The organism is uncultured Sunxiuqinia sp. (genome assembly GCF_947495665.1).
Classification (GTDB): Bacteria; Bacteroidota; Bacteroidia; order Bacteroidales; family Prolixibacteraceae; genus Sunxiuqinia; species Sunxiuqinia rutila.
In genome coordinates, this window is the sequence record NZ_CANLZV010000001.1 from 143,940 (window position 1) to 164,029 (window position 20,090).

14 protein-coding genes are annotated in these 20,090 nt (G+C 43.1%); 1 reads left to right on the forward strand and 13 read right to left on the reverse strand.

Annotation, left to right across the window (positions count from 1 at the left end; genetic code table 11):
• Positions 1 to 105: 105 nt before the first annotated feature.
• The 12 genes from Q1A18_RS00615 to Q1A18_RS00670 form a co-directional block, all read right to left on the reverse strand.
• On the reverse strand, positions 106 to 1,074 hold the full coding sequence (locus tag Q1A18_RS00615; protein ID WP_299576282.1) for a N(5)-(carboxyethyl)ornithine synthase: 969 nt from the start codon (positions 1,072 to 1,074) through the stop codon (positions 106 to 108).
• A 268-nt stretch (positions 1,075 to 1,342) separates the two neighbouring features.
• Entirely contained in the window at positions 1,343 to 2,437 is a 1,095-nt protein-coding gene (locus Q1A18_RS00620) for a glycosyltransferase family 4 protein (RefSeq protein WP_299576283.1), read from the reverse strand.
• 57 nt (positions 2,438 to 2,494) lie between these two features.
• Positions 2,495 to 4,036 (reverse strand): MATE family efflux transporter, encoded by a 1,542-nt coding sequence (locus Q1A18_RS00625; RefSeq protein ID WP_299576285.1) that lies wholly within the window; start codon positions 4,034 to 4,036, stop codon positions 2,495 to 2,497.
• The gene (locus Q1A18_RS00630; RefSeq protein WP_299576287.1) at positions 4,036 to 5,115 is read right to left on the reverse strand and encodes an SDR family oxidoreductase; all 1,080 of its coding nucleotides are present in this window, start codon (positions 5,113 to 5,115) and stop codon (positions 4,036 to 4,038) included. The genes Q1A18_RS00625 and Q1A18_RS00630 overlap by 1 nt, the downstream gene beginning before the upstream one ends.
• Before the next feature lie 18 nt (positions 5,116 to 5,133).
• Positions 5,134 to 6,420: a nucleotide sugar dehydrogenase gene (locus Q1A18_RS00635; protein ID WP_299576289.1), complete on the reverse strand. Its 1,287-nt coding sequence runs from the start codon at positions 6,418 to 6,420 to the stop codon at positions 5,134 to 5,136.
• 904 nt (positions 6,421 to 7,324) lie between these two features.
• Positions 7,325 to 7,699: a type II toxin-antitoxin system VapC family toxin gene (locus tag Q1A18_RS00640; RefSeq protein ID WP_299576291.1), complete on the reverse strand. Its 375-nt coding sequence runs from the start codon at positions 7,697 to 7,699 to the stop codon at positions 7,325 to 7,327.
• A complete protein-coding gene (locus tag Q1A18_RS00645; protein WP_299576293.1) occupies positions 7,680 to 7,919 on the reverse strand; it encodes a hypothetical protein in 240 nt (79 codons plus the stop codon). The genes Q1A18_RS00640 and Q1A18_RS00645 overlap by 20 nt, the downstream gene beginning before the upstream one ends.
• A gap of 314 nt (positions 7,920 to 8,233) precedes the next feature.
• Positions 8,234 to 9,670 (reverse strand): UDP-glucose 6-dehydrogenase, encoded by a 1,437-nt coding sequence (locus Q1A18_RS00650; protein ID WP_299576295.1) that lies wholly within the window; start codon positions 9,668 to 9,670, stop codon positions 8,234 to 8,236.
• Between the two features lie 218 nt (positions 9,671 to 9,888).
• The gene (locus Q1A18_RS00655; RefSeq protein ID WP_299576297.1) at positions 9,889 to 11,013 is read right to left on the reverse strand and encodes a Wzz/FepE/Etk N-terminal domain-containing protein; all 1,125 of its coding nucleotides are present in this window, start codon (positions 11,011 to 11,013) and stop codon (positions 9,889 to 9,891) included.
• Positions 11,014 to 11,292: 279 nt separating this feature from the next.
• Positions 11,293 to 11,673 carry a four helix bundle protein gene (locus Q1A18_RS00660; protein WP_299576299.1) on the reverse strand — a complete coding sequence of 127 codons (381 nt, stop codon included), beginning with the start codon at positions 11,671 to 11,673 and terminating at the stop codon, positions 11,293 to 11,295.
• 63 nt (positions 11,674 to 11,736) lie between these two features.
• Positions 11,737 to 14,139, reverse strand: a complete 2,403-nt coding sequence (locus Q1A18_RS00665; RefSeq protein ID WP_299576300.1) for an SLBB domain-containing protein — start codon at positions 14,137 to 14,139, stop codon at positions 11,737 to 11,739.
• Between the two features lie 37 nt (positions 14,140 to 14,176).
• Positions 14,177 to 14,707, reverse strand: coding sequence for an ArsR family transcriptional regulator (locus Q1A18_RS00670; protein WP_299576302.1), 531 nt, complete (start codon positions 14,705 to 14,707; stop codon positions 14,177 to 14,179).
• A gap of 852 nt (positions 14,708 to 15,559) precedes the next feature.
• Here Q1A18_RS00670 and Q1A18_RS00675 point away from each other — a divergent pair.
• Positions 15,560 to 17,131, forward strand: coding sequence for a flavodoxin domain-containing protein (locus Q1A18_RS00675; RefSeq protein ID WP_299576304.1), 1,572 nt, complete (start codon positions 15,560 to 15,562; stop codon positions 17,129 to 17,131).
• 648 nt (positions 17,132 to 17,779) lie between these two features.
• On the opposite strand, the gene Q1A18_RS00680 is transcribed toward Q1A18_RS00675, so the two are convergent.
• Complete coding sequence (locus tag Q1A18_RS00680; RefSeq protein WP_299576306.1) at positions 17,780 to 20,080, reverse strand: family 78 glycoside hydrolase catalytic domain; 2,301 nt, start codon at positions 20,078 to 20,080, stop codon at positions 17,780 to 17,782.
• Positions 20,081 to 20,090: the final 10 nt, after the last annotated feature.

The window sequence follows — 20,090 nt, forward strand, 5'->3', positions numbered from 1 at the left end:
TTTCATGTTGCTTAATTATTCCTTTTTTTTATCAAATGATTTTTCCAATTAAGTATTTCTTTGATCCTATGAATTATACTTAATTTAATAAATTATGAAAATCATTTATTTCACTTGAAATGCTCTGTTTTGAAAATCATTTATTTTGGAATCAATAATTACACCTTTTTTAACGATTAGTGCATTATTTAAAACATCATTAACTTTGTTATTTATTAAAAAATTAATGTAGTAAGAAACAATTGAGCTGAGCGATTTCGAAATTGTTTTATAAAACAAGCTTGGTGTGTGATCAACAACATAATGAGTTATTCCGTTTTGTACATAAGTGGGATTCTCTATTGTTGTTGGTACCGATGTTTCTATTGCTCCATTTTTATCGCAACTTATGTCAATGATTAATGTATCTTTTTTCAGATATTTTAAATCGTTTTGATAAATAATATGATCTTTTCTCGTAGTGTCCCAAGTAATTGCATTAACAATAACATCAAAATTGAATAGTTCTTCCCTAAAAAGTTGTTCTGTTTTTCTATCGTAAACTGAAATATTAGCACCCATGTAATTTAGAATTTTCATTGCCCCTCTTGCAATATTCCCTCTCCCTAAAATAGCGACTTTTGTTTCATATGGGAAAAGACCATGTAATAAAAAGGCATGAATTATAGCAGCTTCACCTGCAATCTCATTATTTCTATAGAAAGTATGTCTTCCTCTGTCAAACATTTCTTCCCATGCAAATGCTGTTAGTTCATTTTTTATTAAAATATCTGTAATACCTCTATTTTGAACTGCATGTACCCATCCAAAAATAGTTTGACATTTTAATTTATCAATATAGTCAGCATCGCCAATCTTGGGATCGCATATAATATCTTTTGTTAAAACTTCATCTCTAGATACAATATTCACTCCTAGATTTATATATTCTTGATCTGTATATCCCAAATTTAGTCCATATCCTTTTTCAAGAAAAATATATTTTGGGGTATCAATGTTTTTAATATCCTCAGGGAGCAATGTTCTTCTATTTTCATTTTCTTTGCGACTAATTGGAAAACCTACAGTATTCATAGTATTTGATTTTTAGTTATTTATTTTTTGTATAGACAAAAGAGACTTTTTCCCATTATCATTCTAGATATCTTCAATTTAATTGTGTTGTTTGCTAAATACTATTTATAGACCCCTATTGAAGAAATACATAATCTACATATCTGTTTGTAGTATTGTTTGGGTAGCAATATTCTAACTTGTAGCTAATGTTTTTTCTTTACAAGATTTAATCCAACGGTAGCTAAACGAACCTGGACGGTTATAGATGGCAATTTTCATCTTTTTTTTAGTTTAATTTTAGGGTTTCCCTACGTACTTCAGTCATAACTTTCTCCCACTTGTCAACGATTAAGCCAGGGCTAAAACGTTCCACATCTTTAATTGCATTTTTTGACAGTTTCTCTCTGAGAGTTTTATCATTAAGTAGTCTTGATAATGTTTGTTGCATTTTATCCATATTTTGATTCTCTACAAGTAATCCGTTTTTATTATGTGTTATTATTTCTGCAGGACCTGTATTGCAATCAAAACTAGCACAAGCACATCCCTGAGACATTGCTTCATTTAAAACCATTGGGAAGCCTTCATACTTTGAAGCTAATACAAAAACGGAACTATTTTGCATTAACAAATTAATCTCTTTTTGAAATCCAAGAAAAACTACAGAAGAGCTAACTCCTAAATCTTGTGCAAGTGATTTTAGATAATTAAAGTTCTCGCTTTTTCCTGTGCCTGCTATTTCTAATACCCAACCAGGGTATTGTTTGTGAATATTACTCCATATTCTTATTAAATTATCAAATCCTTTACCTTCCCATCTGTCAATACTTCCAACTGCTAGAATATTTTCCCGTCTTTCTTTTTTGGAAGTTGTCGGTGTGTAAGACAAAGGATTAGGGATTACCATTCTATTTAATCTATTTCCAATAAAATTTGCATCTTTTTCTGTTAAAACTATAACCTTTTTAGCTAGCTTATTTAGACAGATTCGCACAAAATATTCGTATCTCGAAGATATTCTGGTGAAAGTAGAGTGTTCTGAAGTAATAACCGGAGCAGATAAACCTGTTTTTGCTATTAAAACATGGACATTCAATGACCATATAAAAGATACAGAGATATCGGGTCTTATGGTTTTTATTATTGATCTGATATTTTGATAAAGTCTTAAAAAATATAATAGTTTATTTTTTGTGCTGTGGTTTTCTTTATACAAGTCAATAATTTTGACATTCTCATCTAATGTGTATGCGAAAGGTATTGATGTATTGGTTGCTAAAAATACTTCATGTCCTCTATTGGTTAGATGATTACATAGTATAGACATAACTCTTTCAGCACCACCACCTCTCATTGATGAAATAAAGAATAGGACTTTCATTTTATGTATAAATTTATTAATCTGACTATATTTTAATACTTGGAAATACTGTTAATCCTATTTTGATAAGGGGTGAGACTTCATTATTCTCCGACAAGCACTTGAAGAAAACTCCAATACTTTTTTCCTTTCAAATTTAGATAAGCCCAATATCAGAGAGAAGATAATAACTATTAAAGAACATGTTATAAGTGCTATAGATTTTACAAAGATACTATGTTCGCTTAAGTTTGTTAAAACCATTGAAATAGGAAAGCAGACAACTAGAACCTTAAAGCTAGGAAACAGTACTTTTAATAAGTAGGATTTAAGATCCAAGCTAATTGTTTTTGTTGCTAATATAAGAAGAGCAAAGAGGTTAATAAGCTCCATACCTATCATTACAATAAATACGACATAAAATTTGAATCCATGGGATAACAATAAATATGATATTGGGAAATTTAGAAATAGAATGCTTGCATCGATTAATTGATATGTTTTTATTTTTCCTGTTGCTTTAAATAAAGAATCAAGTGGGCCATGAAAAATCCGTATTAATATAAAAACAAGAATTAGTTGGACAAAAATTGTAGTATAGCTCGGAACTGTTTTCAACCAAATATTTAGTAAAAAATCGGTAGAGGATAAGACAGGTAATATCAATGCTAAAGAAACGAAAAAAGAAGCCTTTGAAGTAAAAAATATTAGTTTAAAAAACTCATCACTTTTTTTTTGAGCGTAAAGTTGTACTATACGAGGATTCGCTGCAGTTATAAGATTGGTTATAAATTGAGTTGTTGCGGATCTGACTTGGTATGCTATTCCACGAGCAGCATTGATAGAGGTTCCTCCAAAAAGGTTTAATAAGATGTTTCCTCCTTCATTGGCTAGAACGTAAGCTGAATTACCAAAGAAGTTCCATCCGGCAAAACTTCCCATTTGTTTAAATAATTTTAAATTCCAAGAAAATTGATATTTACAAAAGGGAAAGTTTTTTTTACAATAAATTGTGCTTAAAAGCCGAGTAATTAAAGATACAATTAGAATTAGTATAGCATAGAGGATTAACTTATCAAAACGAAGGTAACCCAGTAAAATGACAACCATCAATTTTAGAAAACCATCTAAGATTGAGATGTAAGCATATACATTCATTTTTTCTTTAGCTATGATAGTCGCATCATAGGGTACTGTCATAATAGTAATAATCGCTGAAAACACAGAAAGGTGAAATACTACTTGAGCTGCAAACAGCCTTTCAGGCTCTATTACCAACTTATTATTAATGTACCAAAGGCCAATAAATTCAGCGAAGAAAAGAAAAGTTGCAGAGAGTATAATATGAATATTTATACTCATACTAAAAATCTTGGTTACTCCGCCAAATTCACTTTTACCTACTTCATAATTTAAAAACCTCTGAGTTGCAGATGCAAATAGTCCCCTCAAAGAAGAAAACATTGCGACAACACCACCGACTACGTTATATATACCATAATCATTTATCCCTAACTCTTTTAGTAAAATTCTTGTTGTATAGAATGAGATGCCCATCATTATGAGCATTCTCATATAAAGGAAAGCAGTGTTTTTAGCAATGCGTTTGTTAGTAGACATCAGTGACTTAATTGTTTGAAATTTTCCCAATACCATTCACACGCTTCTTCCAATCCTTTTTTTACAGAGTATTCCGGGAGATAAGCTAGCAAGGAATTTCCTTTTTCAATGGAAGCCAAAGAGTGGGGCACATCACCTTGTCTTTTTGCGCCATATTTGAATTTGACATCCGCAATGCCCGGGTCGAACTTGGCCAGGTTATCTTTTAAGATTTGGGCTAATTCGTTGAGCGAAGTGCGTTCACCAAAGGCCACATTGAAGACTTCGGAGAGGGATGTACTTGAACTCGCTGATTTCGTTGTACTTTCTTCACAATGTTTTGCGTCATACTGGATGCGCTTTTCGACAATCGATTTGGTAGGAGTAATGGCGGCTAGTTGATTGGCTTGAATAACATTCTCGATGTAGGTGAAGTCGCGGGAGTAGGAACCATCTCCATTAATCTGTGGACTTTCGTGCTTGATCAATGCCGATACAAATTTCGGTATTACTGCAGCATAGGCACCATTCGGATCCTGGCGACGGCCAAAGACATTGAAGTAGCGCAAGCCGATGGTTTCAATACCGTAAATATCCGAAAAGTTTTTGGCAAAAAGTTCATCTACATATTTGGTAATGGCGTAAGGGGATAGCGCATTGCCAATTTTATGTTCTACTTTTGGCAGGTCAGGATGATCACCATAGGTGGAAGAACTGGCTGCATACACAAAACGTTTCACATTGGCTTCTTTGGCCGCATGTAGCATTTTTACGAAGCCACCAATATTTACATCCGTACTGGTCATTGGGTCAGCAATAGAGCGCGGAACACTTCCCAGTGCAGCCTGATGCAATACATAGTCGCAACCTTCCACCGCTTTTTGGCAATCCTCGTAATTGCGAATGTCGCCTTCAATTAAGGTAAATTCAGAGTGTTTTAGCGCTTGGACAAGATTTTCACGTTTGCCGGTTGCAAAATTATCCAGGCAAATCACGGTGTTGTTTTGTTCTAGCAAACGGTCAACCAGATTGGAGCCGATAAACCCGGCTCCACCAGTTACCAATACTTTCTTATTTTCAATGATGCTATTTTTAGTCATTTTATAATCTTCTTTTTATTATAGTCTCCCGTCTACAAGCTGTTTGTCCCAGATACCTTTAATATCGTATATGACTGCATCGTGACTGTTCCGTAGTTTTGAAATATCAATTTGTTTAAACTCATTGTGAGCAACTGCCAATACTGCTGCATCATAGCTCTGGTTAGCGTAATCTTCAACAAGCGATAAACAATACTCATGTTCAACTTCCTCTTTGTTGGCCCATGGATCATAAACATCGACATCACAGCCGTATTGTTTGAGCTCATTGATGACATCAATAGCCTTTGTATTGCGAATATCCGGACAGTTTTCTTTAAATGTAATACCAAGTACCAGTATCTTACTGTTTTTTACGGCGTGTCCTTTGTTTATAAGAAGTTTCACAATTTGGGAGGCGATCCAGGCACCCATCCCGTCATTCATACGACGACCAGCAAGGATAATTTCCGGGTTGTAACCAGTTTCCTGCGCTTTTTGCGCCAGGTAGTAAGGATCAACACCAATACAGTGTCCTCCAACTAAACCCGGGGAGAAGGGGAGGAAGTTCCATTTTGTTCCAGCAGCTTCCAGCACGTCTTTCGTGTCAATTCCTAAATTGCTGAAAATTTTGGCCAATTCGTTCACAAAAGCAATGTTAATGTCACGCTGTGAATTTTCGATGACTTTGGCCGCCTCAGCTACTTTGATGGAGGGAGCCAAGTGGGTTCCGGCGACAATTACAGATTGGTATAGTTGATCCACTTTTTGACCAATCTCTGGGGTTGAACCCGAGGTGACCTTTTTAATTTTAGTTACGGTGTGTTCTTTATCCCCCGGGTTGATACGTTCAGGTGAATATCCGACAAAGAAGTCGGTGTTAAATGTGAGTCCGGATACCTTTTCAAGCACAGGAACACAATCTTCCTCCGTTGCTCCTGGATATACTGTTGACTCGTAAATTACAATATCGTTTGGTTTCAAAACTGAACCAACGGTTTCTGAAGCTTTGACTAAAGGAGTAAGAACAGGACGGTTGTTTTTATCTGTTGGCGTTGGCACTGTTATAATGTAGTAGTTGCAGTCTGCAAGTGCTTCGGGCGAGGTGGTTAGGTTTAAGCCTGTTGGCGAGCTGCCTTTTAGCACTGATTGTAAGTTGTCGTCTGCTACTTCCAAAGTGGCATCATGTCCCGCTTTAAGTTCATCAATGCGTGCTTGGTTTATATCAAAACCAACAACTGGGTATTTTTTTGCAAATTCGACAGCTAGTGGTAAACCAACATAGCCCAATCCAATGACGGCAATTTTTGTTTCTTTTAATATCATGGAAGGTTATTTTTTTATGAGTTTTTTATTACTATTTATTTTGCAGCTCGACGAGCGCTTTGTGTTATTGAATTTGGATACTTATACTTCGTATGCTTTGTTGATAAAATTGTGCATGAGTTCGTAGGTACATGAGCAAAGAGCATGGGGTAATCTGCAGCTTTGCCTGGCGCTTAATACTTGTCATTGGTAGTCATTTGTTGGTCATTTGTGCGTTCGTGCCTTCGTACCCTCGTGTCGTCCTCCCTTCTCCGGTTTCCCTTCTCCTTGGAACTTTAGCCTTCAGTCTTGGATTTTTAACCTTAATCCCTGGCGTCTTTGCGGTTAGGAAGACTGTTGTCAGTTATCGGTTGTCGGTTATCGGTTGTTGATGGCAAAGAGCGAAGGGCATGGAGCAAAGAGAATGGGGCCCAATACTGTGCTTGTAAGAATTGACATTTGATGGTCATTCGTGCCTTCGTCCCCTCGTGTCTTCGCCCGTTCTTCTTTTCCCCTTTAACCTTGGATTTTTAACCTTAATCCCTGGTGCCTTAGCGGTTAAAGAATGTGCATGAGTTCATAGGTTCATGAGTTCGTTTTTTGCTCTGTGTTCCTCTGTGATTTACTCCTGATCACTCTGTGGTTGAAGAGGCTTGTCATTGGTTGTCAATAGTAGTCACTCAATAGTCAATTGGGCAGAGAGCATGGGGCGCCTTAGCCTAATCCTTTGCCTAAAAGATGTCATTGGTTGTCATTTGATCGTCATTCGTGCGGTCATGCCTTCGTACCCTCATGTCTTCTCCCTTCTGCCTGGCTCCCTTGGTTCTCGCTACTCACTACTTCAAATTAAGGTTAAAGGAACAAGGTTAAAGTTGTCAAGGGTAAAGTATCAAGGTTAAAGAGCCAAAGCGCCTGTTCGTTGATGTCAAACCATGGGGTTGATCAGATTTATCGTATGGTCTATATTTTGAAAATCGCTCGTGTTGGCTGTCACCAAGTCCAGTTTTGAACTGCTTGCCGTTGCAAGAATGATCGCATCAGGCAGTTTGATTTTGTGCTGACGTCGGATGAGAATCACTTGGTCAACAATTGTTTGTTCCAGTTGGATGACTTCAAAGACATTGCAAATTCGTTCCATGAGCTGCTGCTCTGCTTGATCTTTAAATGGATACCCCAAGGCCTCCATGTAAGTGATTACCGATATATACAGTTTCATGTCCTTGTTGGCAATCTTTTCCAAGGGTAACTTTTTCTGCGATAAATAGATTAAAATATTGGTATCAACGAGCTTCCCATTCATCGCGGCTTTTCTTTTGCCAATCCACCGGGTTATCCACTTGATTGAATAGGTTCCCTGGCTGGATGGTGTTTAAGATGCTTTTCAATTGATCGTATTGAGAAGATGCCTGTTTGGGCTGAAGATCATCTTCTATTTGTTTGACAAACGGAATGTTTTGCAGAAGCTTTTTAAGCAATCTTGCATTTTTTTTGGTGTCAACTTTGATTCGGAGCGTTGTCATGCATTTATTTTTTTCAAAATTAACTCTTTTTGCATTAGTCACAAAATTGGTTGTCAGTCCTATGAAATACTCACGATGTGAATTTCACAGGATAAATTGTCGGTTATCAAGGTTAAAGGATAAAGTATCAAGGTTAAAGTGGCAAAGCACATGTTCGTTGATGTCATTCGTGCGTTCGTGCGTTCATGTCATCGTACGTTCGTGTCATCGTGCCTTCGTACCCTCGTGACTTCTTCCTACGTTCGTCCGTTTTCCTTTCTCCTTTAACCTTGGATCTTGTTTCTTCAACCTTTAACCTTGGATCTTTCTTCTCCTCACCCTTTTCCGATGCTTTTCAACTCAAAGCCGATGGTTGTCAGTGCTTTTCGGTCAAGGATGTTCCGTCCATCGAAAACGAATGCCGGTTTGAGCATGCTGTCGTAAACTTTCTGCCAGTCGTAGGTTTTAAATTCATCCCATTCGGTGAGTACGGCCGTAGCATGTGCTTTGGCCATGGCCTCATAAGGATCAGCATGAACCTGTACCAGTTGTTGGAGTTCCTCTGTGGCAATGGCCTTTTCCGGGTGTTGCTGGTATAAGTATTCCAGATCGCGGAAAATCTGCGCTTTGGAAACCTGAGGGTCGTACACATGAATCTCGGCCCGGTCTTGTAACAGTTCGTCGGCTACGTAAATGGCAGCACTTTCGCGGGTATCGTTGGTGTCCTTTTTAAAGGCCCAGCCCAGAAAGGCAATCTTTTTTCCCGACACGGTATTGAATAAGCTGGAAATGATTTGTGTGGCAAAACGACGTTTTTGGTAATCGTTCAGTTTCACCACCTGTGCCCAGTAGTCGGCTACTTCGGGCAGGTTGAAGTGCTGGCAGAGGTATACCAGGTTCAGAATGTCTTTTTGGAAGCAGGAGCCGCCAAAGCCCACCGAAGATTTCAGGAACTTGGGCCCAATGCGGCTGTCCATCCCAATAGCATGAGCCACTTCGTCTACATCTGCTCCGGTACGTTCGCACAATGCTGAAATGGAGTTGATGCTGGAGATGCGCTGCGCCAAAAAGGCGTTGGCTGTTAATTTGGATAATTCGGAAGACCAGATGCGGGTGGTAACGATTTGGTCGCGTGGAATCCAATTGGCGTAAATGTTCGCTAAGGCTTGTTCGGCTTGTTGACCGGCCTCATTATCTTCGCTGCCAATTAACACGCGGTCGGCATGCAATAGGTCCTGAATGGCTGTTCCTTCCGCCAGAAATTCGGGGTTGGACAGCACGGCAAATTGAGGGGCTTTAGGGTTGGTGGACTGGTTGGAAGAGTCCAGAATGGTCCGGATGGCCTGGGCGGTACGTACCGGCAGGGTGGACTTTTCAACTACAATTTTGTTGGTGGTGGCGACTTCCGCAATTTGGCGGGCACACAGCTCAACATATTTGAGGTCGGCAGCCATGCCTTTTCCAACTCCGTAAGTTTTTGTAGGGGTGTTTACGGAGATAAAAATCATTTCCGCCTCGCGAATGGCACCTTCCACATCCGTTGAAAAAAAGAGGTTACGCCCGCGCGCTTCAGCCACCACTTCGGGTAGGCCCGGTTCGTATACCGGAAGTTTGGAGAGATCCTTGTCATTCCAATCCGCAATGCGCTGGTCGTTGATGTCAACCACGGTGACCTGGATATGTGGACATTGTTGTGCAATGACGGCCATGGTTGGCCCGCCAACGTACCCTGCACCAATGCAGGCAATTTTCTTGATTTCAGTTGGAAACATATCTATGAAAGGTTTTAAAATTTCAAGTAAATAAGGTTTAAAGTGTCAGTTGTCAGTTGTCAGTTGTCAGTTGCCAGTTTGCCTATGCTTATGTCTTTAATGCTTGCCTGGCTCCTTGTTCCGTTCTCCTTTCTCCGGTTTCCGGTTATTTTCTTCCGGTCTGCCGTTAATTTGGAAATTCAATTCTGAGATTTAACTCTCGACTCCCGACTGCTATCTTACTCTTCTTCCCAGCGTTCGCGGATGCTGGCCAGGAACTGCTTTCCAAACACGATGCCTACTCCCAGGATTCCTCCCAGGAAGGTCCAAATGATCAGGATCATCGGGCGGTTGGGTTTGGATTTTTGGAGCGGAATACGAACCGGCTCCACAATGGTGAGCACCGGCGCATCTTCCTTTACCTTGATTTGTGCTTGTTCCAGCTGTTTGGCCAGCTCGGAATACACCGAGAAGGCGATGTCGTACTCACTTTGCAGGCGTTCGATTTCTGTTTGTGCCATGGCCGAAGACACGTTTTTGTTTTGATCGCGAAAAAGGGCCAGCTTTTCCTGAGCATTCTGAAACTCCTGCTTTTTCTCCTGATAGCGCTCTCGGATAAAGTTCAACTGCTCCTGCGCCTTTTGTATGCGATAGGTGGTGATGTATTCCTGCAGCAGTTGCTGTGCCTTTTGGGCGACCTGTGCCGCTAAGGCCGGATCGTGAAAACGGGCCGCTAAGGTCAGCACGCCTTCTTTGTCGTTGATATCCAAGGACAGGTTCTCGTTCATTGTTTTAAGAACGCTTTCTTGCTCCTGGCTTAAAGCCAACAGGTCGCTATTCCCACTTGAGGGTGATGTTGGTTGTTCCCCTCTCACGGCTTTCAGGATCACCCCCGGCAAGCCCAAAGTGTATTTTTTGATGTTCCCCAGGATCCCCGGTTTTTTGTATTCGGTGTAGTACTCAAACAAGCTGACCGGCTGATTCACCTCTTTGATTTGAAAGGGCGTATTCATCAGCTCCATCTGAAAGGAAACGGATTGCAGAATCTTGGGATAAACCATGGGTGACAGGACTTCTGCTCCGCTACTCATGTCGAGGTTGAAGCCGGCCATAGCGGCCAGTGAGGACAGTCCACCGAGCTTGGAGCCTCCGGACTGGCCGGTTTGCGGCACCATGGTGGTTTGTACCGTGTATTCCTTGGGGCTGAGCAGGGCAAACACCAAGCCCAATGCAATCCCGATAAGGGTATACTTGATGATGGTGCGCCGCCCTTCCCACAGGTCTTTGGCTAAGGCGATCAAGTCAATTTCGTCATCTTCAGCGGCTGTCTTAGCCGGGATAGGTGTATTTTCTTTGTTTGTCATGTGTGTGCAGTTGAGAGTTAACAGTTGTCAGTTGTTGGGTATCGGTTATCAGTTAACAGTTATCAGTTAACAGTTGTCAGTTATCAGTTGTCGGTTATCAGTTGTCGGTTATCAGTTATCCGTTGACCAGGATTTTTCGACATAGGAGATGTTTACGAACGTACGAAGGCATGATGGTTTTCAGTTTTCAGTTATCGGTTTTCAGTTGACCAAGAATTTTCAACATAGGAGATGTTTACGAACGTACGAAGGCATGATGGTACGAAGGCACGATGGTTATTATTGCTTGGGTGTCCATTTCTCAGAATTTTGACTCATCTTAATTATCATGGCGATGATATGTTCAAACTGATCGTAAAGCTCATCATGGATCGCTTCGTTGATGTATTTAAACGAGTGAGAAAAATCCAGCCAAACTTGAGTTTCGGCCGCCTCCGCTTCGGAGTCCGACAATTTAGAAATGAAGTTCTTGGGGTATCGTCTTTTTCTCCATGCTTCAGCAAGGTTTGCACAAACCGACCTGGAACTTCTTCTGATTTGATTGGTCAACGCATGCCTCTCTTCAGCAGGAAAAGATTGGGTTAACTGATGAATCCTTAAGGCAGCCTGGTAAGCCTCCTGATAGACTTTCAATTCTTTATGTGACCGTATCTTTTCCATCGTATGCTTCGTTGTTCGTTGTTACGTGCCTTCGTGCGTTCGTGACTTCATGCCTTCGTTTTCCTATCTTAACACCGCGGCAATGGCGATGGCAATGGAGGAGAAGGCACTGGCAACGGATAACCATCGCGAGGTTTGATCTCCGGCGGGGCGGTCAGGCTTTTGCGGAACAACAATCTGACAGCCGGGCTCGGGGCTCGGATAGTGTCTTCCGATGAATCCCTTGGTTACCTTGGTGGTACCATCGCTGTAAATGATGAATACTTTTCCTTTCTTGGCTTTCGGACTAAATCCTCCTGAGCGGTTGATGTAGTATTTCAGCGAGCGGTTTTCTTGGTAAGCCAAACCTACAGGGTTCAATACTTCTCCGGAAACTTTAATCTCCTGGGTCACCTCGGGAACCAGCAGCTCGTCGCCTTCACGCAAGACATAGTCGTAGATTGACCCTGGATTCTCGAGGATGTCATCCAGGCGTAGTTCCAGTTTATAATGGTCATCCATCTGCGCTTCGGCCGATTTTAGCAGGCTATCGGGCATGGCGGTCAGCAGCGATTCATTGATGGCCTCATCATCGGTTCGCAGGCGTCTCAGGGTGGCTCCTTTGCTGAAAGCATGGGGCGTTAAGCCTCCGCAACGCTTGATCAAGTCTGAAACCCGTTCGTTTTTATTGCTGATGCTGTATGGGCCTGGATAAACCACTTCACCCTCGATGGTAACCGTCCGTTGGGTGTTGTAAGATGGTGCTTTTCGCACATAAATGTAATCGAAAGGCTGAATTTTGAATTCGGCATCCTCCGAGTTGATGTTCAGGTCGCGACTGATGTTGAACTGGTACAAGTCGGCAAGTTCGTTGGAAACTTGGGCTGCTGATTCATAATCGTGACGACGGGCCAGTTCGATGAACGATTCGCTGGCCGCTTCCGTAAATCCACCGGCCAAAAATACCAGGTCTTTTAAGCTCATGTTTTCCCGGTAAGGATATTCTCCGGGGTATTGCACCTGACCGTAAATCTTGATAAACCGGGCTTCGCGCATGCTGAATACGTCCTGAATAATGACATGGTCTTCCCGTTTCAGATCGAGATCATTCTTTCCTCCCAGTATTTCGGATACTTCGAAGGCAATGGTTTGCGGACTCAGGTCTTTGCCCAGGCGAATGATAACACCACGGTTGCTGAATACGCTTTCTTTAACCCCATCGGCTTTGGCAATCAGCTCCGAAAGTTTCATCCCTTCGGTGAGGGCAAACGTTCCGGGGCGGAACACGGCCCCTTCGATACTGACACGGTTTTCATAGCGGTCAATGATTTCACCGGCCTCAATGAAGTCTCCGTTTTGTAAGGTAAACGAATCAAATTCATTTTGTGTGATGTCCAGTACCTGAAATTGTTTGCCGGTTGTGCGGGTAATGGACAGGCGTTTGCGGTATGCCTGGTTTGAAAAGCCACCGGTATAACGGAGCAGGTCGTTCAGCTTTTCGCCTTCCTGCAGCTCGAAATAGCCTTTGCGCTTGAAGGAGCCGGAAGCTTCGACCCGTATGTCATAGGTTGGAATAAACAGGATGTCCTGGTCGCGCAGCACAATGTTGTTGGAGGCGTTGGCATGAATCAGGAAGTCGTACACATCAATCTCGGCGATTACTTTGTTTTGACGAATGACCTGAATGTTGCGGAAGGAGCCATTTTCGTTGGGACCGCCCGAGAGGTAAAGGGCATTAAAGGCGGATGCCGTTGCCGGCAGGGTGTAGGTGCCCGGCGTATATACTTCCCCAATGACATTGACCTTGATGGAGCGGAGGTTGCTCAGCCCGATCTCTGCAAAGGTGTTGGGTTTGTCGCCGCCCATGCCACTGTAAATGGCAACCAGACGCTGACGGATTCGTTTTTCTGCCTCGCGGAAATCAATACCGGCTACCTGAACAGGCCCCAGATCCGGAATCTGGACATTGCCGTTGGCATCAACCAATAGCTGATAGCTTTGCTGGCTGGCTCCCCAAATGTTGATCATGAGCTGGTCGTTGATCCCCAGTACATAGCTATCCGGAACCGGAATATTAACCGAGGGCTCAAAGCTTAAGTTCTGGGTATTGAAGAAATGGAAACCAAAAATCTTGGATGCATTGGAGGTGGTGTCCACAGGCATCTTTTGCGACAGGGAATCTTGCGGCTTGGTAATCTCCTCCGGAGAGATTGGTTTAAGGCCGTTTTGTTTGCCGTTGAGTTGCAGCTCGCTGATCCGGGTTTTTAGCTGGCTGATTTGAGAAGGTGTAGCTCCACGTAGCCGGGCCATTTCAATGGCCTGATCCATGGTGAGCCCTCTTTTTTCGATTTCCTGCACAATCTGCTGTACTTGTTGATCGCTGAGTTTGTTAACATCTACCTGCGTTGGCATTTGTGCCGAAGGAGTCAGGTAGCAAACCAGCAGGCCGATGATCCAGATAAATTTTAGTGCTTTACGTAATAGCATGTTCTAATCGTTTGTTTCAGTTGTATGACTTCTGTGTTTATTTCTCGTTGGTCCAAATGAGCAGGCTGGGCTTGTGTTGTAAATAGCTCTTCTGTTCATTTTTCCGGATATGCGTATATTGAATTTTTCGGTTGATTATTCTTTCCGCTTTACGAATATAGTTATTGATGAGTTTAATGTCCAATTGGTTGCCTACGAAAATCAAATCAATGGTTTGAGAATCGATTCCATGCGCAAAATCTCCGGTCAGGTAAGCGGCATCGATATCCTGCAGTTTCTGCGCAATGTTCTCAATAATCGTGTCAATGCCCACCATTTTTAGTAAAATGCTGTGAATGTCTTTAAACAGTGGATGAGACGTATTTGCCTGAAAAAATTTCTTGTTGCCATCAAAGTGGCTGCGTAGTAAGCCTGCATCTTCAAAACGGTTCAGCTCAATCCGGATGGCATTGGAGGATTCGCCGAACTCCTGCTCAAGGCTCCGTAAATAGCTTTTGTTGTTCTTGTTCAGAAAGAACTTAAGCAGAATTTTTATTCGTGTTTTTGAAGTGATTAATGCGTCAAGCATAATTTTTCAGGTCGAAAAAGATATTGTTCTATTGGATGTACGGCTTGCTTGGGTGTTCGTCTTTTATCTTGAAAAGGGTCCGAATTTGGCGATTTCATTTTTACACCTGCTTTAGCTAACAAATACGCTTGTATGAGCCGATGTTTGTTCTTCAAATGTGATTCGAGAAAATGAAATGCCTGGATTGTCTTCTGTTTTTGTAAGGAGCCTATTCCCAGTTTGTTGTGTGTTTTTGTCGTTGCGGTAAAGAACCGTTTTGTTGACGGCTTCTCACAGCTCCGCCTCCTCAGTCCCATTCTGCCGAGTGTTGAATCGCTTTGTAAAAGAAATGCTGTTACTAAATTGTAACAGCAAATCGAGTAGCAAAACTACTCAATTTTTCCAGAAATGGTTTATTCTTTTCCAGAATTTCATGAATGAACCATTTTTGATAGAGAATGAGCCTTTCCGACTCATGAACGATACTTTTGAGCTTTTATTTTGTTGGTCAAATAAGAACTGAATCCTGTGGCGAAAGTATGGAAAAAGGTCCATTGATCGGCAGAACCCATCGCAAGGAAATCACTAGTAATTGGGATTGCCGCAAAGGCCGTTGTCCGGTAGTTTTGTTGAAGAGTTGAAGGGACGGGAGCAGCCGTGTTTTTTAGGGCGCTTGGTTATAATTGTTTAAAGGCTTCATTGGCTATTGAACCTACTCAAGCCCCAGTTTGTTCCTTTTTACCATATCATTCTGATTCGTTAATACCACAATTTGAAATTCGGGTATCCAATGTTTTATTTCGTGATGCGACTATGTTTATAACAGCAATAAAAAAAATATGGGGTGGAAAGCCGCTTGATCCGCCCGGGATAATGACTATTCTTTACGGCGGGCATTCGGGCAATTCAAGTTTCATTGCCAGGGAAACCCAAAAGTTTTTTCAAAAGAAAAAGTTGGAACCACGTGTGGTCAGTATGGCCAAGTATGATTTTGCCCAGCTAGCTGATGAACAACACTTGGTGATCATTGTGAGTACGCATGGAGAAGGAGAGCCGCCAGAAGAGGCCAGGCGTTTTTACCAGTATTTACATTCCGGGGAAGCTCCTCGCCTGGAGGGAGTCAGCTTTACAGTTTGTGCCTTGGGCGATAGTCGTTATGCTTATTTTTGCCAAGCGGGTAAAGATATTGATTTGCGCCTGGAAAGTCTGGGAGCTGAGCGCTTTTACAAGCGCATCGATTGTGATGTTGCTTACCACCGGCCTGTTTCGAAATGGGTTTCCGGTGTTGCCAATGCCTTTCAGCCCAACACGGAAAAGCAGTTGCTGGCAGACTTGTCGGAGGATAACCATTATGCCAGCAGTCCGGCAATACTGCATCGGGTTTATCCGCTGAACCCGGAGTCGGATTCGGCAATTTATCATGTCGAACTGGAGTTGGGTGCCCCGGACTTTAGCTACCGTCCGGGAGATTCTGTCCGCATGCTTCCGGAGAATCCGGTGGAGTTGGTTGGGCATGTGTTGGATTTACTAGGAACTTCGGCTGATATTCAGGTGTTCTTTGAGGAGCAAGTTCTGTTGCTGAAAGAGGTATTGCTTAAGCAAGTTGAACTAACAAGTTTGAGTCGAGGTGTTTTAAGGCGCTACTGGGAACTTTGCAGGCATGCGGGATTGGAAGCTCTGCTTGCCGATGCGGATTTGCTAAAAAGTTATCTGGAAGGTCGGGATGTTGGCGACTTGCTGGCTGATTTTCCGTTTCAAGGCGAACCGGAACAACTTCTTCCTGTTTTGAGGAAAATTCAGCCCCGGCTCTATTCTGTTGCTGGGAGCATGGCAACCGATCCGGGTAAGCTGCACTTAACGGTGAAACAGGTGTTGTTTGATTGGCAGGAACGCAAGCGGCTGGGAGCATGTTCCAATTTTTTAACTCAGCAGTTAAAGCCAGGTGCGAATATTTCGGTTGAGCTTGTGCCCAATGAAAATTTCAGGTTGTCGGAACAAGCCGATGTACCGGTGATCATGATTGCAGCCGGAACGGGTATAGCTCCCTTTCGGGCATTTATGGAAGAGCGTGCCTGGCAGCATCCTCAGTCCCGGAACTGGTTGTTTTTCGGGGAGAAAAAGAGTGATCGTGATTTCTTATACCGCGAGGACTGGGAACGCTGGAAGGCCAATGGTGTGCTGAGTCGGATAACACTGGCTTTTTCGCGCGATCAGGAGGAAAAAGTGTATGTGCAGCATCGTTTGCGTGAGCAGGCTCAACGGCTCGGAGAGTGGTTGCAGGATGGAGCTCACGTGTATGTTTGTGGATCTGTTGCGATGGGGCAGGAGGTGACAGAAGTAATTGAAGAGGTGATGGAGTTGGTAAATTCGCAGAGCCCTGAGGAGAATCGCCTTTCGCTGGACTTGCTGCGTGAAGCAGGGCGCTGGCATGTGGATGTGTATTAGGGAGTAGGGAGAATCCAAAGAATGACAATTTTTCAAAGGCACAGGATCAGGCTAAGGAAGTCCCATGCTCTCTGCCAAATGACGAACGGACGAAGACAAGAAGACACGAACGCACGAAGTCAGAAAGAAGTTGAGAGTCATGAGTAGCGAGTATCTGCAATATGACTATTGAATGACTACAATTGATAACCAATGACAAGTCAGTTTAACCACAGAGTAACCAGAAGTCAATTACAGAGTGCCACAGAGCGAAAAACGAACTCATGAACCTATGAACTCATGCACATTCTTTAACCGCAAAGACGCAGAAAATCCGCAAAGCAATCAAGGAATGACGAACAGACGAAGGCAAGAAGACACGAACGCGCGAAGTCAGAAAGAAGTTGAGAGTCATGAGTCGCGAGTATCTGCAATATGACTATTGAATGACTACAATTGACAACCAATGACAAGTCAGTTTAACCACAGAGTAATCAGGAGTGAATCACAGAGTGCCACAGAGCGAAAAACGAACTCATGAACCTATGAACTCATGCACATTCTTTAACCGCAAAGACGCAAAAGATCCGCAAAGCAATCAAGGAATGACCGTCAATTGACTACTAATGACTATCTATGACAAGTACCAGGCCCAATCCTCTTGCGAGTTTAGTTGCTTACTTCAAACTGATGCGTGCCGGAGCCCAGGTTTTTTATGATTAAGAATTCTTCTGATTTTTGGTACTTTGCTTTTCGGTTGTTATGGCTTACCTGCTGTGCTTTTGACCAAAATGGCAGGTAAACATCAGCCGTTGTATTGGCTGGAATAATTACTTTAAGCTGGAAACGCTTCTCAGGTTCGTTAAAAAAGGAAACCTGAACATCTCCCCGGATGGTTGGGCATTTGATTTGCGCTTGCTTTAGTGTTCCCGGCTGTGGCTTGATTCGGATTTTGCTGAATCCTGGTTCCAGAGGTTCAATGCCCATCAGTTTTCGTGGGATAATGTTGGCCGGCACAGAGCCCCAGGCGTGATTCCAGTCCTGATTGGGCTTGTATTTGTTGTCCCAGGCTTCCATCGTGATGGTGGATCCGGCCCGAATCATGTTGTACCAGCTTCGCTCGCTGGTTGATGTTAGCAGTTCCAGCCCATAGTCGGCATTATGCCCGTCGTAGACAGCCTCCATTAAAAACTGCGAACCATAAACACTGCAGGCCATCCCGCGGGAGCGAATAAACGCATTGATTGCTTCGGTGTTTTTAGACGGGGCCAACCCAAAAGCCAGGGGAAACATGTTGGCATGCAGCGAGGCATGGTCAGTTCCGATACCATCGGTGTAGATTTTTCGTTTCGGATCGATTAATTTCTCATTGAAGTGTTTTTGGAGCCGCGCAGCACGCTTGGCGTAGAACTCACTTTCGTCAGTATATCCCAGTTGGTTTGCAATGGTGCTCATCACTTTTAAGGCGAAGTAGTGGTAAGCATTGACGACGGTGTTGATATCCTGAAATACAAAGCCATCGGTTTCGCCGGCTTCATTTTTCCCCAGTCCCAAAATGCCGGTGTGTGGCCAATCAACTATGTCGCGAAGCTGATCATTTAAATGAATGGATTCGAGTACACTTGGCGTAACTATACCGGTGCGGGTGCTGATGAAGCCCAACTCATCGGCAAGAGGTAACAGTGTTTTGGCTTTTAAGTCGGAGTAGTGCTGTTCCAGCGACTCTTTGTTACCTGTATAGAGGTAATCATTCCAGGCCATCAGGACCGATTGAAGAATCCATTCGGTAGGCCAGGTGGCATGATGAATCAGGTATTCATACGAGTGGCGGGCCATGCTGTACTCGCGGGCAACACCATAGTGGCAGAGTTGATTGATCAGGGCATCGGCTTCGTAGGGGATACGTTCGCGGTCGCCATCAACATAAATTCCGGCAAAAGAGGTTGCCTTTATGGAGTATTTGCACAAGTCCCAAACCTGATTAAGCACCGTGTCGGAACTGGTAAAGAACGATTCTGTTTCATCAAAGGGATAAAAGACTGTTTCGCGTGTGACCTGATGTTTCTCAATCGGGTGTTTATAGCCCTCGATTTCAACATAGCGAAAAGGAAAAACATCGCCAATGTATTGGGGAATCGGAATAGCACGGGGGCCTGTGTTGCGTTGATCCGGCTTGATGGCAATGAGGTAGGTGTTGCGTCCGTTGTTAAGCTTGAGCTGGTATTCAGCGTAGCGTCTGCTTCCTCCGGGATTTGGATCAATCTGCTGATTGCTCAGGACTTCTCCCATACGCAGGGTGATGGTATCGCCTTCGGTTCCATCCAGGCTTAGCCGAATGCGTCCAAAGGCCGCTTTCCCCAAATCAATAAATGTTGTTTCCGGGGTTCGGGCTTCAATTGTTTGAGGGTGGTCATCCTGCTTTTGAAGGGGATAGCGAGCGGTCGCGTAGTTTTGAAGCTGTGAAGCCATTTTGAACTGAGAGACAGCAGACCAGGTGGATTCAACGCCATGGTTATCCCAGGTTTTTACTTTCCAAAAGTAAACGGAGTCGGGCAGAAGGGCTTTTCCTTGGTAGCTCAGGTTGATGGACTGGCTGCTTGCTACTTTCCCCGAATTCCAATAATCCCCTTCATTGTTTTGAATATGATGCCGGGATGAAGCAACCAGAACTTGCCAGGCCACTTGCATGGTGTTGTTTTGATTGGAATTAACCACCCAGCCAAAGAACGGTTTTCGTTGTGCAATTTCAGTAAACTGGAAGTTCTCCCGACGGAAAATGGCCTGGTCAAGCTGTGTGCTGACCGGATAGCCATTCAGGAAGACCTGATCGGCATCGGTGAGTAGATTGATCGAAAGCTGCGTGGGGCAATTTCTTGTTGTTGCGCTGGAAGGCTGGGAACTTGCGAGCATTAATAGCAGGAAAAAAGGCATGAGCAGAAGTTTTTCTGCACTTTGGTGGGGATGAGTCATGGGACATTTG